The 20,919-nt window shown below is 72.4% G+C and carries 16 protein-coding genes and 1 pseudogene; 7 read left to right on the top strand and 10 right to left on the bottom strand.

The genetic code is table 11. The annotated features are described in order from the left end of the window. Nucleotides 1-48: 48 nt before the first annotated feature. Both MKK53_RS18450 and MKK53_RS18455 read right to left on the bottom strand, forming a co-directional pair. Entirely contained in the window at nucleotides 49-3,471 is a 3,423-nt protein-coding gene (locus MKK53_RS18450) for an acyl-[ACP]--phospholipid O-acyltransferase (RefSeq protein ID WP_243930166.1), read from the bottom strand. An 80-nt stretch (nucleotides 3,472-3,551) separates the two neighbouring features. Continuing rightward, a complete protein-coding gene (locus MKK53_RS18455; RefSeq protein ID WP_243930167.1) occupies nucleotides 3,552-3,815 on the bottom strand; it encodes a hypothetical protein in 264 nt (87 codons plus the stop codon). Nucleotides 3,816-4,020: 205 nt separating this feature from the next. On the opposite strand from MKK53_RS18455, the gene MKK53_RS18460 reads away from it, so the two are divergent. Then, nucleotides 4,021-4,932 carry an MBL fold metallo-hydrolase gene (locus MKK53_RS18460; RefSeq protein WP_243930168.1) on the top strand — a complete coding sequence of 304 codons (912 nt, stop codon included), beginning with the start codon at nucleotides 4,021-4,023 and terminating at the stop codon, nucleotides 4,930-4,932. Here MKK53_RS18460 and MKK53_RS18465 read toward each other — a convergent pair. From MKK53_RS18465 to nthA, 3 genes are read right to left on the bottom strand one after another with little or no spacing between them, the layout of a single operon-like run. Next, the gene (locus MKK53_RS18465; RefSeq protein WP_243930169.1) at nucleotides 4,929-5,258 is read right to left on the bottom strand and encodes a nitrile hydratase accessory protein; all 330 of its coding nucleotides are present in this window, start codon (nucleotides 5,256-5,258) and stop codon (nucleotides 4,929-4,931) included. The two genes, MKK53_RS18460 and MKK53_RS18465, sit on opposite strands and share 4 nt — an antisense overlap. Then, nucleotides 5,255-5,914, bottom strand: coding sequence for a nitrile hydratase subunit beta (gene nthB / locus MKK53_RS18470; protein ID WP_243930170.1), 660 nt, complete (start codon nucleotides 5,912-5,914; stop codon nucleotides 5,255-5,257). Before nthB ends, MKK53_RS18465 begins: the two co-directional genes overlap by 4 nt. Then, on the bottom strand, nucleotides 5,911-6,567 hold the full coding sequence (gene nthA / locus MKK53_RS18475; RefSeq protein WP_243930171.1) for a nitrile hydratase subunit alpha: 657 nt from the start codon (nucleotides 6,565-6,567) through the stop codon (nucleotides 5,911-5,913). The genes nthB and nthA overlap by 4 nt, the downstream gene beginning before the upstream one ends. A 184-nt stretch (nucleotides 6,568-6,751) precedes the next feature. Between nthA and MKK53_RS18480 the strand changes: the two genes are divergently transcribed. Continuing rightward, nucleotides 6,752-7,465: a sigma-70 family RNA polymerase sigma factor gene (locus MKK53_RS18480; RefSeq protein ID WP_409564362.1), complete on the top strand. Its 714-nt coding sequence runs from the start codon at nucleotides 6,752-6,754 to the stop codon at nucleotides 7,463-7,465. Nucleotides 7,466-7,526: 61 nt separating this feature from the next. Here the strand turns inward: MKK53_RS18480 and MKK53_RS18485 are convergent, their stop codons facing one another. Both MKK53_RS18485 and MKK53_RS18490 read right to left on the bottom strand, forming a co-directional pair. Beyond that, nucleotides 7,527-8,912, bottom strand: a complete 1,386-nt coding sequence (locus MKK53_RS18485) for an amidase (protein WP_243930173.1) — start codon at nucleotides 8,910-8,912, stop codon at nucleotides 7,527-7,529. Continuing rightward, nucleotides 8,909-10,531, bottom strand: coding sequence for an ABC transporter substrate-binding protein (locus MKK53_RS18490; protein ID WP_243930174.1), 1,623 nt, complete (start codon nucleotides 10,529-10,531; stop codon nucleotides 8,909-8,911). The genes MKK53_RS18485 and MKK53_RS18490 overlap by 4 nt, the downstream gene beginning before the upstream one ends. Nucleotides 10,532-10,733: 202 nt before the next feature. Between MKK53_RS18490 and MKK53_RS18495 the strand changes: the two genes are divergently transcribed. From MKK53_RS18495 to MKK53_RS18510, 4 genes are read left to right on the top strand one after another with little or no spacing between them, the layout of a single operon-like run. After that, nucleotides 10,734-12,278, top strand: a complete 1,545-nt coding sequence (locus tag MKK53_RS18495) for an acetolactate synthase large subunit (protein ID WP_243930214.1) — start codon at nucleotides 10,734-10,736, stop codon at nucleotides 12,276-12,278. Continuing rightward, nucleotides 12,275-14,620, top strand: a complete 2,346-nt coding sequence (locus MKK53_RS18500) for a penicillin acylase family protein (RefSeq protein ID WP_243930175.1) — start codon at nucleotides 12,275-12,277, stop codon at nucleotides 14,618-14,620. Before MKK53_RS18495 ends, MKK53_RS18500 begins: the two co-directional genes overlap by 4 nt. A 40-nt stretch (nucleotides 14,621-14,660) precedes the next feature. Then, a complete protein-coding gene (locus tag MKK53_RS18505) occupies nucleotides 14,661-16,142 on the top strand; it encodes a M81 family metallopeptidase (RefSeq protein WP_243930176.1) in 1,482 nt (493 codons plus the stop codon). Further along, complete coding sequence (locus MKK53_RS18510; protein ID WP_243930177.1) at nucleotides 16,139-17,269, top strand: M20/M25/M40 family metallo-hydrolase; 1,131 nt, start codon at nucleotides 16,139-16,141, stop codon at nucleotides 17,267-17,269. The genes MKK53_RS18505 and MKK53_RS18510 overlap by 4 nt, the downstream gene beginning before the upstream one ends. A 118-nt stretch (nucleotides 17,270-17,387) precedes the next feature. On the opposite strand, the gene MKK53_RS18515 is transcribed toward MKK53_RS18510, so the two are convergent. After that, complete coding sequence (locus MKK53_RS18515; RefSeq protein WP_243930178.1) at nucleotides 17,388-18,794, bottom strand: amidase family protein; 1,407 nt, start codon at nucleotides 18,792-18,794, stop codon at nucleotides 17,388-17,390. 316 nt (nucleotides 18,795-19,110) lie between these two features. Between MKK53_RS18515 and MKK53_RS18520 the strand changes: the two genes are divergently transcribed. After that, nucleotides 19,111-19,269, top strand: coding sequence for a hypothetical protein (locus MKK53_RS18520; protein WP_243930179.1), 159 nt, complete (start codon nucleotides 19,111-19,113; stop codon nucleotides 19,267-19,269). Nucleotides 19,270-19,279: 10 nt separating this feature from the next. Here MKK53_RS18520 and MKK53_RS18525 read toward each other — a convergent pair whose 3' ends face one another. Both MKK53_RS18525 and MKK53_RS18530 read right to left on the bottom strand, forming a co-directional pair. Continuing rightward, on the bottom strand, nucleotides 19,280-20,215 hold the full coding sequence (locus tag MKK53_RS18525) for a metallophosphoesterase family protein (RefSeq protein WP_243930180.1): 936 nt from the start codon (nucleotides 20,213-20,215) through the stop codon (nucleotides 19,280-19,282). A gap of 53 nt (nucleotides 20,216-20,268) precedes the next feature. Then, a pseudogene (locus tag MKK53_RS18530) lies at nucleotides 20,269-20,760 on the bottom strand (VIT family protein); the annotation flags it as partial. Nucleotides 20,761-20,919: the final 159 nt, after the last annotated feature.

The following is a 20,919-nucleotide window of genomic DNA, read 5'->3' on the forward strand; positions in this document are numbered from 1 at the left end:
CCGCTCACCGTTTCCGCGCGTGGGGGCCACGGCCGCGACCGTCCCGGCTCAGGCGGCCTGCGCCTCGGCCCGCTCCCGGGCGAGCTTCGCCACCGCCACGAGATCGACCTTGCCCGCCCCGAGCAGGGGGATCGCGTCCAGCACGACCACCTCGGCGGGGATGGACACGTCCGAGGCGCCCTTGCCCTTGGCGAAGCTCTGGAAGGCGGAGCGCGTGGCGTCCTTGGCCTGGGTGAAGAGCACCAGACGCTCGCCCTTGCGCGGGTCGGGAACCGCGGCCACCGCGCTCGGGCGGTCGGGCCACAGCTCGGCGGCGAGGGCCTCCACGGCGGCGAGCGACACCATCTCGCCCGCGACCTTGGCGAAGCGCTTTGCCCGGCCCTTGATGGTCACGAAGCCCGCACCGTCGATGGCGACGATGTCCCCGGTGTCGTGCCAGCCCTCCGGCGGCGGTTCGAGCACGCCGGGCCGCTCCGCCCTGAGGTAGCCGAGCATGATGTTCGGCCCCCGCAGCGACAGGCGGCCCCCATCCTCGATGCCGGGCACGGGGGCGAGCCGGAACTCGATGCCGGGGAGGATGCGGCCCACCGTGCCGAAGCGGTTGAACATCGGCGTGTTGAGGGCCACCACCGGCCCGCATTCGGTGACGCCGTAGCCTTCGAGGATGCGAAGGCCGAACTTCTCCAGCCACGTCCGGCGGGTCGTGTCCTTGATCGCCTCGGCGCCGGCCACGACGTAGCGGAGGGAGCGCAGGTCGTAGGCGTGCGCCGCCCGGGCGTAGCCCTGGAGGAACGTGTCCGTCCCGAACAGGACGGTGCTGTTCGTGCCGTAGATCAGCTCCGGCACGATCCGGTAGTGCAGCGGCGACGGGTAGAGGTAGACCGGCACGCCCGAGACGAGGGGCAGCACCAGCGCCGCCGTGAGGCCGAAGGCGTGGAACACCGGCAGGACGTTGAACACCTTGTCCATCGGGCCGAAATCGATCCGCGCCGCCACCTGCGCCACGTTGGCGAGGATGCAGCGGTTGGCGAGCACGACGCCCTTGGGCGTGCCCTCGCTGCCGGAGGTGAACAGCACCGCCGCGGGGTCCGCGCCGACCCGCGGCACGAGGGGCCGCCGCGGTGCCAGGAAGCCGCGGACCTTGTCGGTGGGGGTGATGCCGGCCCGGATGTCTTCGAGGTAGACGAGCTTCACCGCGCCGGCCATGGCCTCGGCGAGGGGGCCGAGGCGTCCCTTCTCGATGAAGGCGCGGGAGGTCAGCACCGTGCCGACCTCCGCCGTGGCGCAGGCCGAGAGCACGTTCTTCACCCCCGCCGAGAAGTTGATCATCGCCGGCACCCGCCCCGCCGAGGCGAGGGCGAAGAACGTCACCGCCGTGCCGTTGGCGTTCGGCAGCATCACGCCGATCCGCCCGCCCTCCGGGGCCAGCGGCATCAGCTTGCGGCCGAGGATGTTGGCCGCCATCACGAGGCGCCCGTAGGTGAGGCGACCCGAGACCGGGTCCTCCAGGGCATTGCGATGCCAGCCGTGGGACTCGCCGGCATCGATCAGCGCGGCCATCAGCCCACGGTCGATGATGGAGGTGCGGAACAGCAGCTCGGACATGGCATCGTAGAGCTGCGCGCCGGCGGCCTGCCGCCGGTTCTTGCCCTTCAGGGCCGGATCCACGGTCAGCCGCAGGGGCGGCATGACGGTGACGGTCACCTTCGGCCACCAGCGGCGGCGGACCTGCCGCCGGGACAGGCGCGAGAAGACGGTCTGCTCCAGCCCGTCGATCTTCACCGGCACCACCATCACGCCGGACTTGTCGGCGATCAGGCCGGCGCCGTCGTAGACCTTCATCAGGCTGCCGGTGACGGTGAGCCGCCCCTCGGGGAAGATGATCAGCGTCTCGCCCGACTTCACCGCATTGATGAGCGTGCGGGTCGCCAGCGGCTTGGTCGGGTCGAGGGGCATCGCCCGGGTCATGCTGAGGAAGGGGCGGACCCACCAGCGCCGGGCGATGCCGCTGTCGATGGCGAAGACCGGCTCCTGGTCCAGCAGCGACAGGGCGAGCGGCGCATCGAGGAACGAGACGTGGTTCAGCGCCACGATGCAGTTGGGCCCGGCCTTCTCGATGTTGTCGAGCCCGCGCACCTCCAGGCGGTAGAAGGCCCGGAACAGGATCGACAGGGCGTCCCGGAACGGGCTCGTCGGCAGGGTCGCGAGCACCACGGCGCCGACCACGAGGTTGAGCACGGCCACGATGGCGAACAGGCTCGCGATCGACAGGCCCGCCGCCTGCATCGCCGCCAGCGCCAGGGTTCCGCCGACCATGAAGGCCGCGGTGATGACGTTGACCGCACCGATGATCCGGGCGCGCATGGCCTTCTCGGCCCAGGCCTGCACCGCCGCGAAGGACGGGACGATGTAGAGCCCCCCCGCCATGGCGAGGCCGAGGAAGTCCACCACCGTGCGCAGGCCGTGGCCGCTCTCGAGGAAGGCCAGGGGGCCCACCATCTCCGCGGGCGGCGGCGGGACGTGCCCCACGGTCCAGGCGAGGTCGAAGCCGAAGGCGGCCATCAGCACCGCGCCGACGGGGGTGGGCAGCAGCACGATCCGCCCGCTGGCCAGCCAGGAGGCGAGGCCGGAGCCCAGCGCGATGCCGATGGAGAAGGTCGCCAGCAGCAGGGTGATGACCGTCTCGGAGCCGTTGAAGGACTGGCGCACCAGCACCGGCAGGAGGGACAGGATCACCACCCCCACCAGCCAGAACCAGCTCACGATCAGCGAGCCGCGCCACAGCCGGGTGTCGATCCACAGGTCGTGCAGGAGGGAGGCCGTCGAGCGGGCGATGTTCACGTCCACCTTGAGGTCGGGGGCGCCCTCGCCGGTCTCCGGGATCATCCGCGCCGAGAGCCAGCACAGCACGGCGAAGGCCATCACCAGCGTGCCGAACAGCAGCCCCGAGCCGCCCATGGCCGAAGCGGTCCCCGCGGCGATGGTGCCGAGCAGGATGGCGAGGAAGGTCGCGGCCTCCACGAGGGCGTTGCCGGCGGGAAGCTCCTCCCGCCGGAGGTGGTCGGGCAGGATGCCGTACTTGATCGGGCCGAACAGGGCCGCGATCGTCCCGAACAGGCCGAGCGCCACGAACAGCACCGGGATCGAGTGGAGCAGGAAGCCGGCGACGGCGCAGGCCGCGGCGAAGATCTCGGCGAACTTCAGCCGCCGGGCCATCAGCGCCTTGTCGTAGCGGTCGGCCCATTGGCCGCCGAGGCCGGAGAGGATGAAGAACGGGCCGATGAACACGGCGCTCGCCAGGGTGACGAGCACGCCCCCGTGGCCCCCATCACCCGCCCCCGCCTCGCCGCCGATCCCGAAGAGGATCAGGAAAGCCAGGGCGTTCTTCAAAAAATTGTCGTTGAAGGCCGAGAAGAACTGGCACCAGAACAGCGGCGCGAAACGTCGCGCGGTCATCAACGAACGGAACATGGTGGTCTCCGGCCTCCCGCCATGACTGACCCAGGCGCGGCGCCGAGGTCAAATCTGGCGTGATCCGGAAAGGGTCCGGCTCAGCGGCGGCCGATCCACAGCGGCTTGGCGCCCCGCCCCCATGGCAGCGCCCGGCGGTCGAACCCCGCACGCAGGGCGGTGCCGAGGTCGTAGGACCGGTAGGCGTGCTGCACGAGGATCACGGCCAGGGCCAGGACGAGCGCCGCCGCGACGCAGGGCAGCGCCAGCAGGAGGACCAGCACGGAGCCGACCGCGGTGCGCTCCCCGAGGGAGGCCTGGGGCCAGGGGTCGATCGGGAGCCTGAACGGGCGTGCTGTCGGCATGGAGGTGTGCCCCCTTCGCCTCGGACCACGAGGGTGTCGCACCGGCCCGGTCGGATCGGGCCGCGTTCCGAGTGGCGATACTGTGCCCAAGGGTCTCCGGCGTCGAGGACGATTTTTGGGCAGCGTTGTCGCGGTGCAACGCCCGCTGGACAGGACGGAGTTCGGGCACAGTTTCTGGCGAACCCTTCGCCGAGGATGCGAGACGATGCCCGGATACCTGCCCTTCGCGGGCGCGCTCAACCTGCCCGCCTACACCTGCGACAATTGCGGGTTCTGGCAGCGCCACTTCGCGCCGCCGCCCTCCTGCCCGATGTGCCTCGATGCGCGCCACGTCGTGCCTCAGGACGGTTGGCGCTTCCGCACCGCCGCCGAGGCGCAGGACGCCTTCCCCTGCCACTGGCGGGAGCTCGAGCCGGGGGTCTGGCGGTTCTGGAACGAGCCGGTCTCCGGCATCGGGCCGTCGGCCTATCTGATCCGGACCGACGACGGGAACATGGGCTTCGAGGGCTGCCCGGTCTTCAGCGAGGCGGCCCTCGACCAGATCGCGCGGCTCGGCGGCATGAGGGTGCTCTCGGCCTCGCATCCGCATTCCTACGGGGCGCTGGTGCAGCTTCAGGACCGGTTCGATCCGGAACTCTGCCTCCCGGCGGCGGACTTCACCTGGAGCGCCGCCCTTCAGGTGAGCTGGCCCTACGACGACTTCCTCGAGCCGCTGCCCGGCCTCGAACTGCACCGCACGGCGGGGCATTTCGACGGGCACGCGGTGCTGTTCGACCGCACGCGCAAGATCTGCTTCTGCGGCGACGCCCTGAAGTTCGAGCTGGCGCCAGGCGATTTCCGGCGGGCGCGGACGATCTCCGCGCACAAGGCCTTCGTGCGCGGGGTGCCGCTGACGGTGAACGAGCTGCGCCGCTACCGGGACGTCTTCGAGCGGCTGGACTTCACCCAGACCTGGACGCCCTTCGAGCCCGCCGCCAATTGCGGCCGCCCCGAGGTGCTGGCGCTGATCGACGGGATGCTCGCCACCCGGCCGCACGCGGCACCCGTGCCGCTGGAGGAGCTGGCGCGGTCGGTTCCGCTCCTCCCCCCCCAGCGGGGGAAGGAGGATGGCGCCTAGGTCGCCGCGAAGTTCGGATCGTTCTCCAGCCGGATCGGCTGGCCGTGCGGCGTGGCGTGGGCGGCCCGGTGCCAGGCGGCGGTCCGGGAGTCGAGGCTGGCGCCGTCCGCCACGCCGCGCTCGGCCAGGAGGCGTTCCAGCGTCTCCAGCCAGCGTCCGTAATCGGCCGCCTGCTCCCCCTGCCCCGCGGGGCGGATCGTGCGGCCGAGGGCGGCGGCCCACTCGGTCCACGTGAACAGCCCCGCCTCCTGCAACGAGACGACGAGGCCGAAGACCTGCGCCTCCCACGGCGCGGAGAAGGGGCCCTGTGGTGCGGGGGTGCTCATGCCGGGTCGAGGTAGGGTTCGAAGGCGGCAATGGTGACGCGCCCGCCGGGATCCGCCTCCGGCCCCCACAGCTCGGCCGCGTCGAAGGCCACCGTGTAGAGCCAGGCGGGGTTCTCGCCCTGTTTGGAGGCGTTGGTATCGGGGAAGACGAAGGCCCCGTGGACCGCCTCGACCCGGCCGCGCCGGCCGCGGACGTAGCGCGGCAGGCGCGTATGCCCGACCGGGTTCATCACCTTCGCGATGACGGCATCGCCGAGGGCGAAGCGGGCCGGGCCGCCGGGGGGCCGGTCGCTGGGAAAGCCGGCCCGGAAGCGCGGTGCGAGGATGTCGGCGGTGAGCACCCGCGCGACGGGCGCCGGGGGTTCGAGGGACCGGCCGGCGGCGACCTCGTCGCGGGTGGCGAGGCCGGACGCGAGGATCTGCTTCTCCAACGCTTCGAACCAGATCTCATAGTAGCTCGACGCGAGATACTCCGCCGGGGGCAGCGATTCCCGCATGGCGCGGCTGCCGTCGAGGTTCCAGGTGCCGGTGAAGCCCATCGCCATCGCCATGGCGAAGACGCGCTTCTCCCATTCCGCATGGAAGACCGGCTCGCCGGGCTCCGGCATGACCGGCCCGAAGCCGTGGCTCCCGCCGAGGTCCTGCGGGCCGTTCATGCCGGGATCTCCGAGCCGGGGGAGAGGGGCAGGCCGGTCCCGATCATCGAATCGCGGGTCACCAGGGCCGCCAGCGCCTCTTCCGGGAACCCCTCCGTGCCGGCCGGGCGCATGGGCAGAACCATGAACCGCGTCTCGGCGGTGGAATCCCACACCGTGATTCGGGTGGTCTCGGGGAGGCCGACCCCGAAGTCGGCGAGCACCCCGCGGGGGTCGATCACCGCCCGGGCCCTGTAGGCGGGCGCCTTGTACCAGACCGGCGGCAGGCCGAGCACCGGCCAGGGGTAGCAGGAGCACAGGGTGCACACGACCATGTTGTGCGTGTCCGGCGTGTTGGCCACCACCACCATGTGTTCGCCGCCCCGGCCGCCGATGCCGAGTTCGGCGATGGCCGGCGTCGCGTCGGCCAGGAGCCGGTCGCGGTAGGTGGGGTCGACCCAGGCGCGGGCGACCACCCGGGCCCCCAGATGCGGCCCGACCTTCGTCTCGTACATCTCGACCAGGGCATCGAGGGCGGCGGGGACGATGTACCCCTTCTCCACCAGCAGCGATTCGAGGGCCTTCACCCGGGCTTCGACCGGGGTCAGGTCGCTGCCGTGCCCGTGGTGATGGCCATGGCCCGAACCGTGGGCGTGGTCGTGATCGTGCGTCATGCCGGCGTCCTCGGCCCGAGGATGCACATTCGCCCACCTCCGCGCCACCCCCCTCGCCCCGGGCTTCGCGGCGGCCACCGGGACGATCCGGCAATCGTGGCCGGGCTTGTTTAGCAACGGTTCATCCGAAGCCAGTTAGCCGTGATTAGACCAGTTCCAGAATGCAGTATTTCAGGGGGAGCGAATGCCCATCGCACTGCCGGGATTTCCAGGGGATCGGAACCCCCAGGCCGCGGGTCCGCGGGGCGCCAGCGATGTCGGACGCCACCTGATGGCACCGCTGCGGGACTATTTCGCCGTCACCCAGAACGATCCGATTCCCGAGCGCCTGTCGGGGCTCGTGGGCCGGGTCGAGGCTCTGCTCGCGGCATCGGCCGCCGCATCGGCGTTCGATTTCCGGGCGGACATCATCAAGGCCCTGCCGGCCCTGCGGACCTTCGCCCTGTCCCTGTGCGGGGATGCGACCAGGGCCGACGACCTCGTGCAGGAGGCCTTCGCCCGGGCCTGGGCGAATCAGCACCGCTTCCGCCCCGGCACGAACTTTACGGCGTGGGTGTTCACGATCCTGCGCAACCTGTTCTACTCCGACCTTCGCAAGGCCAAGCGCGAGGTGGAGGACGCCGACGGCTCCCATGCCGAGCGGCTCGTCGCCCTCTCCGACCAGGAGGACGTGAGCACCCTCAACACCGTGCGGCAGCACCTCGACCTCCTCCCCGTCGCGCAGCGGGAGGTGCTGCTCCTCGTCGGCGCCGAAGGCTTCACCTACGAGGAGGCTGCCGACCGGATCGGCTGTCAGGTGGGGACGGTGAAGAGCCGCGTCAGCCGTGCGCGGGCGACCCTCCTCGCCGGCCTCGGCCTTCCGGGGGCGGATAGCGCCAGTCGCCCGACGATCCGGTAGCGGCCGGACGGCCCCGGCGCCGTCCCGGCGGACGCCGCGAGGCCTTCCAGGGGAGCGAGCCTTACAGAACCGGCTCCCGCAGGTGCCACTGCGTGGCGCCCTGGTAGGCCTGCCCGATGCGCAGGGCCATCGCCTCGTCGTAGCCCCGGCAGGCGATCTGAAGCGACATCGGCAGGCCCCCGGCCGTGAAGCCGGCCGGCAGCGCCAGGGCGCAGAGGTCGAGCAGGTTGCCGAAGCGGGTGAAGCGCGAGGGCATCATCCCCTCGTCCACCGCGTCGAGGGGGATCGCCGCGCTTTCCGTCGTCGGGGTCAGGAGGGCGTCGATTCCCTCCATTGCGGCCGCGAACCGTGCCTTCATCTCCGCCCGGCGGCGCTGGGTGCGCAGATAGGTCTCCGCCGAGACCGAGGCGCCGGCCAGGATCCGCGCCCGCACCGCGTCGCCGAGGGGAGAGGCCGCGTCCTCGGCCAGGGCGCCGTTCTCCAGATAGGCTTCCGCGCTGGTGATCCCGTTCATGGCGACGATGTCGGCGAACCGGAACGGCAGGGCGATCTCGACGATCTCGGCCCCCTCCCCCGCCAGCACGGCGAGGGCGCCGTCGTAGGCCGCGAGCACCTCCGGCGCGGTGCCCTGGCGCTCGGCCTCCGGCATGCGGGCGAGGCGCAGGCCCCGGACACCGCGGTTCAGGACGCCCCACGGGTCGGCCGGCACGACGCCCCGCGTCGTCGGGTCGAGGGGATCGGGGCCGGAGATCGCCTCGTAGAGCAGGGCCGTGTCCTCGACGGTGCGGGCCAGGGGGCCGGGGGTGTCGAGGGTCGCCGAGAGCGGCACGATCCCGGAGGTCGAGACCCGGCCCACCGTGACCTTGAGCCCGGTGAGGCCGCAGAACGCGGCGGGCAGGCGCACGGAGCCGCCGGTGTCGGTGCCGATGCCCCACGGAGCGAGGCGCGCGGCGACGGCGACGCCCGTGCCGCTCGATGAGCCGCCGGGGGTGCGCGCCACCTCCGGATCCCAGGGGTTCCAGGGCGTGCCGAGATGCTGGTTCGTGCCCCAGCCGCCATAGGCGAATTCGACGGTATGGGTCTTGCCGAGCACGATCATGCCCTGCGCGATCAGCCGCCGGGCGACGGTGGCCGTGCGGGTGGCCCGGCGGGTCCGGTGGGCGGCCGAACCGCCCATGGTGATCCGGCCCTCCATGTCGATCAGGTCCTTCAGCACGACGGGCACGCCGTGCAGGGGGCCGACCGCGTGCCCCGACCGGATCGCCCGGTCGGCGCCCTCGGCGGCCAAGCGCGCATCCTGCCAGAAGACCTCGGTGAAGGCCTGCAGCTTGGGCTCCAGCCGCTCGATCCGGCCGAGCATGGCCTCGACGGCCTCCACGGGCGAGACTTTCCGGGCGGCGATCGCGCGGGCCAGGGCCGCGGCGGAAAGGGTGTGCAGGTCGGTCATGGCGTGGCGGTTCCCGCTCCCTGGACGCTGACGAGGGTGAGATCGACGAACCAGGATTGGGGCGAGACGAAGCCTTTCACCGTCTTCGCCATGCCCCTCGGGTTGAGGTCGTGGACGATGTAGAGCCAGGGCGGGTTGTCCACGAGGCGCTCGTGGGCGATCCGCGTCTGCGCGTCGATCACCTTCTGGTCCGTGGTCTCGGCCAGGGCCTTGAGCGCCGCGTCGAACCGGTCGTCCTTCCAGTTGGGGAAGTTGAACCCGCCGGGCGGGAACCGGGACGAGGAGAAATAGCGCTCCATCACCGCCGCGTCGGAGGAGGGCGAGGAGACGTTCAGGGCGTTCGCCCCCTGGAGCCCGCCGGCATCCGGCGGCAGGCGGCTCGAATTGAGCAGGACCTGCCATTCGACCACGTTGAACGACACGTCCACATTGCAAGCCTGCTTCAGGTTCTCCTGAAGGTACTCGTTCATCGGCATCGGCAGCATCTGCCCGGAGCCCGAGGACGAGACCATGACCTTGAGGGCCAGCGGCTTGCCGGGACCGTAGCCCGCCGCCGCCAGGAGCGCCTTCCCCTTCGCCGGATCGGAAACGTAATGATTCTCCGGCGAGCCGAAATTCGGGTCCTTGTCGTTGAGCCAGCCCGAGGCGGGCTCGGCGGTGCCGTTGAGCAGGGCGACGATGCCGCTGCGGTCGACGCAATAGTTGAGCGCCTGCCGCACCCGCACGTCCTTGAGCGGGCTGTCGGCGGCGGCGATGTTGAAGATCCACGGCCAGACATGCGGGTAGGAGCCGGCGGTGATCGTGAAGCCGGCCTGCTTGAGCGAGGGGATCGCGTCGGGGGCCGGCACTTCGATCCAGTCCACCTGCCCCGAGCGCAGGGCGGCCACCCGGGCATTGGCCTCGGGGATCGGCAGAAGGCGGACCCGGTCGACCTTCGCCATGCGGTCGGGATCCCAGTAGCCGCCGTTGCGGGCGAGATCGACCGATTCCCGGGGGCTGACCTTCACGATGCGGAACGGGCCGGTTCCGGCGGCGGGCAGGGCCGGCACCTTCGTCCAATCCCGGCCCGCCTTCTCGAAGGATTGGGGCGAGGTGAACAGCAAGTACACCGCCATGTAGGGGAAGTACGAGGCGACCTGCGTCGTGGTGATCTGCACGGTGGCGTCATCGACCTTGCGGTAGCTCGCGACGATCGGCGCCCGCGCCCGGGAGATGCCCGCCGCCTGAGGCTCGAATTGCGGGCTGCCGTTCTTGAAGTAACGGTCGAGGTTCCAGACCACGGCGTCGGCGTCGAAGGGCGTGCCGTCGTGGAACGTCACGCCCTGGCGCAGGTGGAAGGTCCAGACGTGGGCGTCGGCCGGGTCCTGCTCCCAGCTCGTGGCCAGGGCGGGCTTGATGCCGGAGGGCTTGTCGGTGCTCCTCAAATCCCACTGCGTCAGGCCCTCGAAGATCGGGTAGCCCAGGAAGCGCATGCCCTCGAAGCCGTTGTTCGGCATGCCGGTGGCGGTGGGCACGTCGGTCGCCGTCATGGCGATGCGCAGGACGCTTTCGGCCCGGGCGGGGGCGGCGAGGGCGAGGAGCCCGGCGAGCGTCAGGGCAGTCCGTCGGTGAAGCTGCATGGCATGTCCGGTGACCGTGGCAGACGCGCCGCCCCCGGCAAGTCCCGCGCCATCACGGCCGCCGCCGTCGGGGGGCCGCGCCCGTCCGGCGTGCATCCGAGGCCCCTTGCGCCGGAGCCCTGCCGTGCGACGATGCCGGGGTTGCGACTGGCGCAGGAGGGACCGCGTGGCTGAACCGACGGTGGAGGCGGCGGCGGCGTCGATGAACGGCGCCGAGAGCCTGGTGCGGACCCTGGTGGCAGGCGGCGTCGAGGTCTGCTTCACCAATCCCGGCACCTCCGAGATGCACTTCGTGGCCGCCCTCGACCGGGTCGAGGGGATGCGCTGCGTGCTCTGCCTGTTCGAGGGCGGGGCCACCGGCGCGGCCGACGGCTACGCCCGCATGGCCGACAAGCCGGCCTCGACCCTGCTCCACCTCGGGCCCGGCCTCTCCAACGGGTTGGCCAACCTGCACAACGCCCGGCGGGCGCGCTCGCCCCTCGTGAACATCGTCGGCGAGCACGCCACCTACCACCGGCAGTACGACGCGCCCCTCACCTCGGACATCGAGGGGCTGGCGCGTCCCATGTCGGCCTGGGTGCGGACGGGGATGAGCGCCGAGGCCATCGCCCGCGACGGTGCCGACGCCATCGCCGCCGCCCGGACGGCGCCGGGGCAGGTGGCGACGCTGATCCTCCCGGCCAACACCGCCTGGGACCCCGGCACGGGCGTCGCCCCCGTGCCGCCGGTGCCGGAGCGGGCGCGGGTGGAGGACGACGCGGTCTCGGCCGCCGCCCGGGCGCTGGCGAGCGGCGAGCCGGTGCTGCTCCACCTCGGCGACCGGGCGGTGCGCGGGCAAGGCCGCGTCCTGGCCGACAGGATCGCCCGGAAGACCGGCGCGAAGCTGCTCGCCATGACCTCGAACGCCCGGATCGACCGGGGCGCGGGCACGGTGCCCATCGAGCGCCTGCCCTACCCGATCGATCAGGCCATCGAGGCGCTGAAGGGCTTCCGCCACATCATCCTCGTGGGCGCCACGCAGCCGGTCGGGTTCTTCGCCTATCCCGGCAAGCCGAGCCTGCTCGCCCCCGAGGGCTGCCGCACCCTCACCCTCGCCACCCCCGCCGAGGACCAGATCGACGCCCTCGCGCGGCTCGCCGAGGCGGTGAATGCGCCGGAGGTCGCCCTCCCCGATCTCGGCCGGCGGCCGGAGATCCCCTCATCCGGTGCCCTCGAACAGGACGGCATCGGGGCCGTGCTCGGCGCGCTGATCCCGGAGGGCGCGGTGATCTGCGACGAGTCCCTCACCACGGGCCGCAACTTCTTCGGGCTCACCAAGGCCAGCGCGCCGCATTCCTGGCTCCAGCTCAGCGGCGGCTCCATCGGCGTCGGCATCCCCATGTCCACGGGGGCCGCGGTGGCCTGTCCCGGCCGGAAGGTGATCAACCTCCAGGCCGACGGCAGCGGCCTCTACACGGTCCAGGCGCTCTGGACGCAGGCCCGGGAGCGCCTGGACGTGGTGACGGTGGTCTGGTCGAACCGCGCCTACGCGATCCTGCGCGGCGAGCTCGCCAATGTCGGCGCCCACAATCCCGGCCCGAAGGCCATCGGGATGCTGAGCCTCGACGATCCGGCCATGGACTGGGTCTCCCTGGCCCGGGGCTTCGGCGTCGATGGGCGCCGGGTCGAGACGCTGGCCGAATTCGCCGACGCCCTGCGGCACGGCCTCGCCGAGAGGGGGCCGTACCTCATCGAGGTGGTCTTGTGAGTTCCGGCTTCACCCTGCCGGGCCTCGGCGGCCCGGCGGAGATCCGCATCGACCGCTGGGGCCTCGCCCATATCCGGGCGGGGAGCGCCCTCGACGCCTACCGCGTCCAGGGCTTCAACGCCGCCCGGGACCGGCTGTGGCAGCTCGACCTCTGGCGCAAGCGCGGCCTCGGGCTGCTGGCGGCGGATTTCGGGCCGGGCTTCCTCGCCCAGGACCGGGCGGCACGCCTCTTCCTCTACCGGGGCGACATGGAGGCCGAGTGGGCCGCCTACGGCCCGCAGGACACGAAGGCCATCGTCACCGCCTTCGTCGACGGCCTCAACGCCTTCGTCGCCCTGACCGAAGGGCGGCCGGACCTCCTCCCGCCGGAATTCGCCCTGACGGACACGGTGCCCGCCACCTGGGCGCCGGAGGACGTGGTCCGCATCCGCAGCCACGGGCTGGTGCGCAACGTCCTCTCCGAGGTGGCGCGGGCGAAGGTGCTGGCCCGGGGCGGCGGCCTCGCCACCGACGACCTGCGCAAGCGCCTGAGCCCGCCGCACGAGCCCGTGGTGCCGGAGGGTCTCGACGCCTCCGACTGGCCCGACGACCTCCTCGACACGTTCCGCCTCGCCACGGCGCAGGTGAATTTCTCGCCCGCGCGGATGGCGGCCACCCGCGCGGAGGCGTGGGACTGGTCGAAGGTCGATGCCCACGGGGCCGTGGGCCGCCGGGGCGCGGCAGCCCCGCCGGAGCTGAGCGAAGGCTCGAACAACTGGGTGGTCGGCCCCGGCCGCACCGTGACCGGGCGGCCGATCCTGGCGAGCGATCCGCACCGGATCTACCTCAACCCCTCCCTGCGCTACGCCGTGCACCTGACCGCGCCGGGTCTCGACGTCATCGGGGCGGGCGAGCCGGCCCTGCCCGGCATCTCCATCGGCCATAACGGCCACGCCGCCTTTAGCCTCACCATCGCGCCGATGGACCAGGAGGACCTGTTCGTCTGCGCGAAGCACGCCGACGACCCGGACCTCGTCCGCCACGGCGACGGCTGGGAGCCGATCCGTCGCGTGGCCGAGACCATCCCCGTCCGGGGGGGACCGGACGAGGCGGTGACCTTCGGCTTCACCCGCCATGGCCCGGTCGTCGCGGAGGATGCGGCCCGCGCCTTCGCCCTCTCCACCGTCTGGTCCGCGCCGGGCTCCGCCGCCTATCTCGGCAGCCTTGCCTATCTCGGCGCCACCAGCCCCGAGGCGTTCGGCCAGGCCCTGCGCCACTGGTCGGCGCCCTCCGTGAACCAGCTCTACGCCGACCGGGACGGGCGGATCGCGTGGTTCATGGCGGGCAAGGCACCCCGGCGCCCGGCCCATGACGGGCTGCTCCCCGTCCCCGGCGACGGCCGCTTCGACTGGTCCGGCTTCCTCGACGCCGCCGAGCTGCCCTGCGCCATCGACCCGGCCGAGGGCTGGATCGCCACCGCCAACGAGATGAACCTGCCGCCCTCCTACCCGGCCGAGGCGCGCAAGATCGGCTTTGAATGGCATGAGCCCTGGCGCGCCGACCGCATCCGCGCGGTGCTCGGCGGGCAGACGGCCCACCGCCTCGCCGATTCGCAGGCTCTCCAGGCGGATGCCTATTCCGAGCCGGCCCTGCGGATCGCCCGGATCGCCTGCGCCGTCCCGGCCGGGGAGCGGGGGGAAATCCAGCGGGCGCAGGCTCTGCTCCGGGGCTTCGACGGCGTCCTCGCCGCCGACAGCGTCGCCGCCGCCCTGGTCGAGGTGCTGTGGGTGCGCCACCTGCGCCCGGCGCTGATCGCGGCCCTGGTGCCGGACGGGGCGACGGCGAGGCTGATCCCGCCCGGCGACGCGCAGAGCCTGATCGAGCGCCTGGAGACGGGCCTCGCCCCGGAGCGCCGGGCGCCCCTGGTGGCACAGGCCCTCGCGGCGGCTTGGGAGACCTGCCGGGCGACGATGGGCGAGGACCCCGCCGTTTGGGCCTGGGGGCGTCTCCACCGGGCGCTGTTCGCCCATCCCCTCTCGCCCCTCGGCGGGGACGGGGCGTGGGATGTCGGCCCGTTCCCCCTCGGCGGGGCCGGGGCCAGCCCGATGAACGCCGAGTACCGGACGGACACGTTCCGGGTCACGAACGGCGCGTCGTTCCGCATGGTGGTCGATGTCGGCGCCTGGGACGCCTCGGTCTTCGTCAACGTCCCCGGCCAGTCGGGCGACCCCCGCAGCCCGCATTACCGCGACCTCGCGGGGGTCTGGTCCCGGCAGGACCACGTGCCGATGCCCTACACCCGCGAGGCGGTGGAGGCGGCGACGCGGACGACGATCCTCCTCACCCCGGAAGCCGGCGCGTGACTTGCTGGTTGCCCGCACGCAAAGACACGAAGGACGACCTTTGAAGATCTTCATCGCCGGGCTCGCCACCGAGACCAATACCTTCGCCCCCCTGCCCACCGGCCGCGCGGCCTTCCTGGCCGACTATTCCCGCCGGGACGGCACCCGCGCCCCGCCCTCCCTGAGCAACATCGGCCTGAAGGCGTGGCGGGAGTTGGCCGAGGCGGACGGGCACACGGTGGTGGAAAGCCTCTCGACCTTCGCCCAGCCCGGCGGCACCACCCTGCGGGCCGTCTACGAGGAGTTGCGCGACACGCTCCTCGACGACCTGCGCGCGGCGATGCCGGTGGATGCCGTGCTGCTGTTCATGCACGGGGCGATGGTGGCCGAGGGCTACGACGATTGCGAGGGCGATACGCTGGAGCACGTCCGGGCGGTGGTCGGGCCGGAGGTGACGGTCGGCGTCGAGATCGACCTGCACTGTCACCTCACCGAGGCGATGCGCCGATCCTCCGACGTGATGGTGATCTACAAGGAATACCCGCACACCGACATCGTGGACCGGGCGCGCGACCTCTACCCCCTCGTGGTCGGGGCGGCGCAGGGGCGCATCCGCCCGGTGATGGCCTATGCCGACTGCAAGATGGTGAGCATGTGGCGCACCACCCGCGAGCCGGTGGCGGGCTTCGTCCGCCGGATGACCGCGCTGGAGGGGCGGGACGGGATCCTCTCCGTCTCCTTCGGGCACGGCTTCCCCTACGCCGACGTGGCCGATGTCGGCGCCAAGATGCTCGTCGTGGCCGATGGCGACGGGGCGAAGGCGCAGGCCCTGGCGGACACCCTCGCGGGCGAGGTCTGGGCGATGCGCGAGGCCGCCTCGACCGCCTTCGACACGATCGACGCCGCCATCGACGCGGCGCTGGCCTCCGACGACCCCCGGCCGATGGTGCTCGCCGACACCGCCGACAATGCCGGGGCCGGGGCGCCCTCCGACAACACCGCGATCCTCGCCCGCCTCGTCGCCCGCGGGGTGAAGGGGGCGGCGCTGGGGATGATCTGGGACCCCGGTGCGGTGGGCATCTGCCACGAGGCGGGGCTCGGGGCGACGTTCGACCTGCGGATCGGCGGCAAGTGCGGCCTGACCTCGGGGGATCCCGTGGACCTGCGCATCACCGTGCGCGGCCTCTCGGAGGACCACAGCCAGGGCGGGCTCAGCGGCGGGCGGGCGAATCTCGGCCCGGCGGCCTGGGTGGAGGCGGACGGGATCCACCTCGTCCTCACCCACAAGCGCCAGCAGCCCTTCGCCCCGGATGCCTTCACCGGCCTCGGCCTGGCCCTGGATGACAAGCGCATCGTCGTCGTGAAGTCGATGCAGCACTTCTATGCGGGCTTCATCCCCATCGCCTCGGCCGTGCGCTACGTGGCGGCGCCGGGGGCGGTGCCGCCGGATTACGGGGCGATCCCCTATACCAAGCGGGACCCCCGCTACTGGCCGCGGGTGGCGGACCCGTTCTCCGGCCCGGCCTCGGAGGGCGCCCGATGACCCTGCAACTGCACTTCGCGGTGGACGAGATCCTGGCGAACCTGCGCGCCTGGGTGGAATGCGAGAGCCCCACCCACGATGCGGCGGCGGTCAACCGCATGATGGCGCTCGCCGCCCGCGACCTCGCCCTGCTCGGCGCGCAGGTTGAGACCATCCCCGGCCATAGGGGCCTCGGCGACTGCGTCCGCGCGCGCCTGCCCCACCCGCGCCGGGACGAGCCGGGCATCCTGATCCTCGGCCACCTCGACACGGTCCATCCCGTCGGCACCCTGGCGCGGATGCCCTGGCGGATCGAGGGGGACCGCGCCCACGGCCCCGGCGCCCTCGACATGAAGGGCGGCAACGTCATCGCGCTGGCCGCGATCCGCGCCCTGGCCCGCGCGGGGGCGCGGACGCCCCTGCCGGTGACGGTGCTGTTCACCAGCGACGAGGAGGTCGGCAGCCCCTCGACCCGCGACCTCATCGAGGGCGAGGCCGCCCGCCACGCCTTCGTCCTCGTGCCCGAGCCCGGCCAGCCCGGCGACGGGGTCGTGACCGGCCGCTACGCCATCGCCCGGTTCGACCTGGAGGCCCTGGGCCGGCCGAGCCATGCGGGGGCGTCGCCCGGGGAGGGTCGCTCGGCGATCCGCGCCATGGCCCGCAAGGTGCTCGCCATCGACGCCCTGTCGGACGCCGACTGCACGGTCTCCACGGGCATCGTGTCCGGCGGGCAATGGGTGAACTGCGTGCCCACCACCTGCCGGGGCCAAGCCCTCAGCATGGCCAAGCGGCAGGCCGACCTCGACCGGGTGGTGGAGCGGATGCTCGCCCTCTCCGGCGAGGAGGACGGCGTGCTCTTCACCGTGAGACGGGGCGTCACCCGCCCGGTCTGGGAGCCCGATGCGGGCACCCTGTCCCTCTACGCCCTGGCGAAGGAGATCGCGGCGGAGGCCGGCGTCGCCCTCACCCACGGGAGTGCGGGGGGCGGGTCGGACGGCAACTTCACCGGAGCCGTCGGCATCCCCACCCTCGACGGCCTCGGCGCCCTCGGCCGCGGCTACCACACCCTGGAAGAGCACGTCCTCATCGATTCGCTCCCGAGCCGGGCGCGGCTCTTCGCCGGGATGCTGATGCGGCTCGGGGGCTGAGGAGGCCCGCGCCGCCGCCGACCCCTCTCCGCCCTTGCGAGCGGAGCGATCCGGTGCGGCGCGGCATGGAAAACCGTTCCGCCGCCCTGAGTCGCGTCGCTCGCGATGACGCCGCGGGTCAGTCCCGCCCGGGGCCCACCGGATCGACTGGCATCGGCGGCACGCCGCCCGCCTCGATGGCTTCACCCGCCGCGAGGCACAGGTCCTCCCGGAACCGGGCGGCGACGATCTGGACGCCGACGGGGGTGTGGCCCACGAGCCCGGTCGTCACGGTCAGGGCCGGGACGCCGAGGGGTGCGAGCCCCACCTGCAGCAGGTTCGCCTCGAAGGCCCGGGCGATACCCTCCGGCGTCCGGTCGAGCCCGTCCGGGAACGGCAGCTCGGCGGAGACCGGCACCAGCAGCACCGGGTGCTCGGCCAGGAACACGGACCATTGCCGGGCCAGCGTCGCCCGGCGGACGAGGGCCTGGGGAATCGCGTCCGGCGTCAGGGCTTCCGCCGTCGCCCGGAAGGCTTCGAGCAGGCCGATGGCCTCCGGGTCGCCCTCCCGCTCGGCCAGCGCCCGGACCGCGGCGTAGCCGTCACCGAGCCAGAGGATCAGCTGGATGTCGTTGGCCTCGCGGATCGGCGGCGTGTCGGCGATCTCCTCCACCTGCCAGCCGGCTGCGTCGAGGCGGGCGGCGGCGTCGCGCAGGGCCGCCTCCACCTCGGGCACGATGGCGAGCCCGCCCGGCCGCAGACAAAGGGCCGCCCGGCGCGGCCGGGCCGGGCCTTCGAGGGGGGCGGGCACCCACCACGGATCGCGGGGGTCCGGCGCGGCCATGGCGGCCAGCGTCAGGCGGATGTCGCCGATGCTGCGCGCCAGGGGCCCGGAGACGGCCATCAGCTGCGGGCCGATCCCGCGCTCGGGGGAGGAGGCGTTCCAGGCCGGGATGCGGCCGAAGCTCGGGCGAAGGCCGTGGACGCCGCACGCATAGGCCGGGTAGCGCACCGAGCCGGCGATGTCGGTGCCGTGGGCGAAGGCGCCGATCCCCGCCGCCACGGCGGCCCCGGCCCCGCCCGACGAGCCCCCCGGCGTCAGGGACGGGTCGCGCGGATTCTTCGTCGCCCCGTGCAGCTGGTTGGTGGTGAACCAGCGCAGCGAGAAGGCTGGGGTGTTGGTCCGCCCGAGGATCACCGCCCCCGCCCGCTTGAGGTTGGCCACCACCGGGCTGTCGGCCTTGGCCACCAAATCCTTCTGCAGGCGGAGCCCGTTGGTGGTGGCGTAGCCGTCCTGGTCGGCATTGACCTTGGTCGTCACCGTCACCCCGGCGAGCGGACCCAGGGTCTCGCCCCGCTGGCGCGCGGCATCGACCGCCTCGGCCTCGCGCAGCACTTCCTCGGGCCGATGCTCCACCACGGCGTTGATGGCGCCGTTCACGGCGGCGAGCCGATCGAGGGCGTCCACCGCGACCTCCCGGGCGGAGACGTCACCGGTGCGGATCCGGGCTGCGAGGTCTGTCGCGGACAGGCGCCAGAGTTCCATGCATCGCTCTCCAGGTTGTTGAGACTTGGGTGATTCGGATGGTGTTGATCCGGCTAAATCACTGCGTCTTCGCTTTATTCAAAATGCACGCACTGTGCCGTTAATTTGGGCATCGTCAGGATTGCACGGAGAATCAAGCGTTTCCCGCATTGCAACGTCGGCGCGCTCGGTACTTCACCACAGCCCGGCCTTGCCTCCAAGCGGCCATTGCCTAACCTCACCTCGTGACGTGCGTTCGAAACGGCGCCGGCCCAGAACGGGTGCTGCGCCTCGTGAAAACCCTGCGGCAGCTTTCTCCAGCAAGAGGCAGGTTCCCATGTCCGATTCCATCCGCGTCAAGCCGACCCACGACGGCACCTACACGGTCTACCAGGGCTCCCTCGCCCTGGTCAGCGGGCTGACCCGCGTCCAGGCCGAACGCTACGAGGCGAGCATCACCCGCCGCCCGGCGGGCATCCTCGCCTCCGGGACCTGATCCGTCTCCGTCAGGCCGGCGCCTGCAAGGGCGCGGCCAGTCCGAGGTCGAGGGGGCCGAGGTCGGCCATGATGCCGGTGTCGTCCAGGCCCCGGCGCCACGCGGCGATCGAGAAGCCCTCTCCCGCCCGCGCGATCTCGTAGAGCGCATAGCCCGCACGGCGCCCCGGCAGGGCGCCGTGCCCTTCGGCCAGGGCCGATGCGGAGGGCACCCCCACCACGGGCACGGCCCGCCCCCCCGGCCCCGGAAGCCGGGCGAGGCTGGCGACGTGGTTGTGCCCGTGCAGGATCAGTTCGGCGCCGGCCCGGCCAATCATGGCGGCGAAGGCCGCGGAATCCTTCAGCTCCCGACCCGGCGAGGCGCCGCCGGGATGGGGCGGGTGGTGGATCATCACCACCCGGCAGAGCCGCGTCGGCTCGGTCGCCAGCGCCTTCAGCAACGTCTCCGCCGCCGCGAGCTGCGGCGGGCCGAGGCGTCCGCTGGCGACGAACGGCTTCGTGGGGATCGCGCTCGACAGGCCGATCAGCGCCACGGGCCCCCGTCGCCGGAGGTAGGGGAACTGTGCCAGCGTCCCCGAATCGTCGGAGGTATAGGCGCCGCAGGTGGCCAGCAGGCCTTCCAGGGAGCCGCGCACGTAGGCGTCGTGGTTGCCCGGCACGAGGCTCACCGCATCGGGCGAGCCGAGGGCGCCCATGAAGGACTGCGCCGTCGCCCATTCGCTGGGCAGGCCGATGTTGCACAGGTCCCCCGTGCAGGCGATGTGCGCCGCGCCCTGCGCGCGCATGTCCGACACGAGGAGGGACAGGGTGCCCATGTCGTGGCTGCGGGAGCGGCCCCGGCGCCAGTTGGCGTAGCCGGTCGCCCGCTTGCCCAGGAGCTGGCTGAAACGCGGACGGCCGAGCGGCCCCACATGCGGGTCGCTGAGATGGGCGAGGCGAAAGGTCAAGGCGAAGGGGCGCTCCGGACTTCGCCCCGGCATCGCGGCGCCGGGGCGCCGCGTCAAGCGCTGCCGATGACGATCCCCGTGACGAGGACGAGGAGGCTCCCGAACATCACCTGAAGGGCCGCCCGCCAGAACGGCGTCGCCATGAACCGCGTACGGATGGCGGCGATCACCGCCAGCTCGACGATGACGACGGCGACCGCGAGGCTGGTGGCGAGGGTGAAGGCGTTCGGCCAGCCCGCCGGCAGGGTGTCGGGGATGGCGTAGGGGAGCGTGTGGCCGAGCCCGCCCACCGTGGTCATCACCCCGCAGACGAGGCCGCGCATCAGCGGGCTGCCGCGCCCCGTCACGCTGCCGTCGTCCGAGAGGGCTTCCGTGAATCCCATGCTGATCCCGGCCCCGACCGAGGCGGCGAGACCCACGAGGAAGGTGGACCAGTTGTGGCCGGTGGCGAAGGCCGCCGCGAAGATCGGCGCCAGGGTGGAGACAGACCCGTCGATCAGCCCCGCGAGACCGGGCTGCACGTAGCGGAGGACGAACTCCCGCCGCGCTTCGGCGAGGGCCTCGCCCGTCTCCTCCAGAACCATCGACATCGGCCACTCCCCTCCTTGGAACGTTTCCAATCTACAATCTGGAATTACTCCAAACAAGGCCCCAAACGGTTTTGTGAGCGGGTGCGGGATGTCTCGCGGGGACATGGCCGATGC

Origin of the sequence: Methylobacterium sp. J-076, from assembly GCF_022829405.1 — a bacterium.
Taxonomy (GTDB): Bacteria; Pseudomonadota; Alphaproteobacteria; order Rhizobiales; family Beijerinckiaceae; genus Methylobacterium.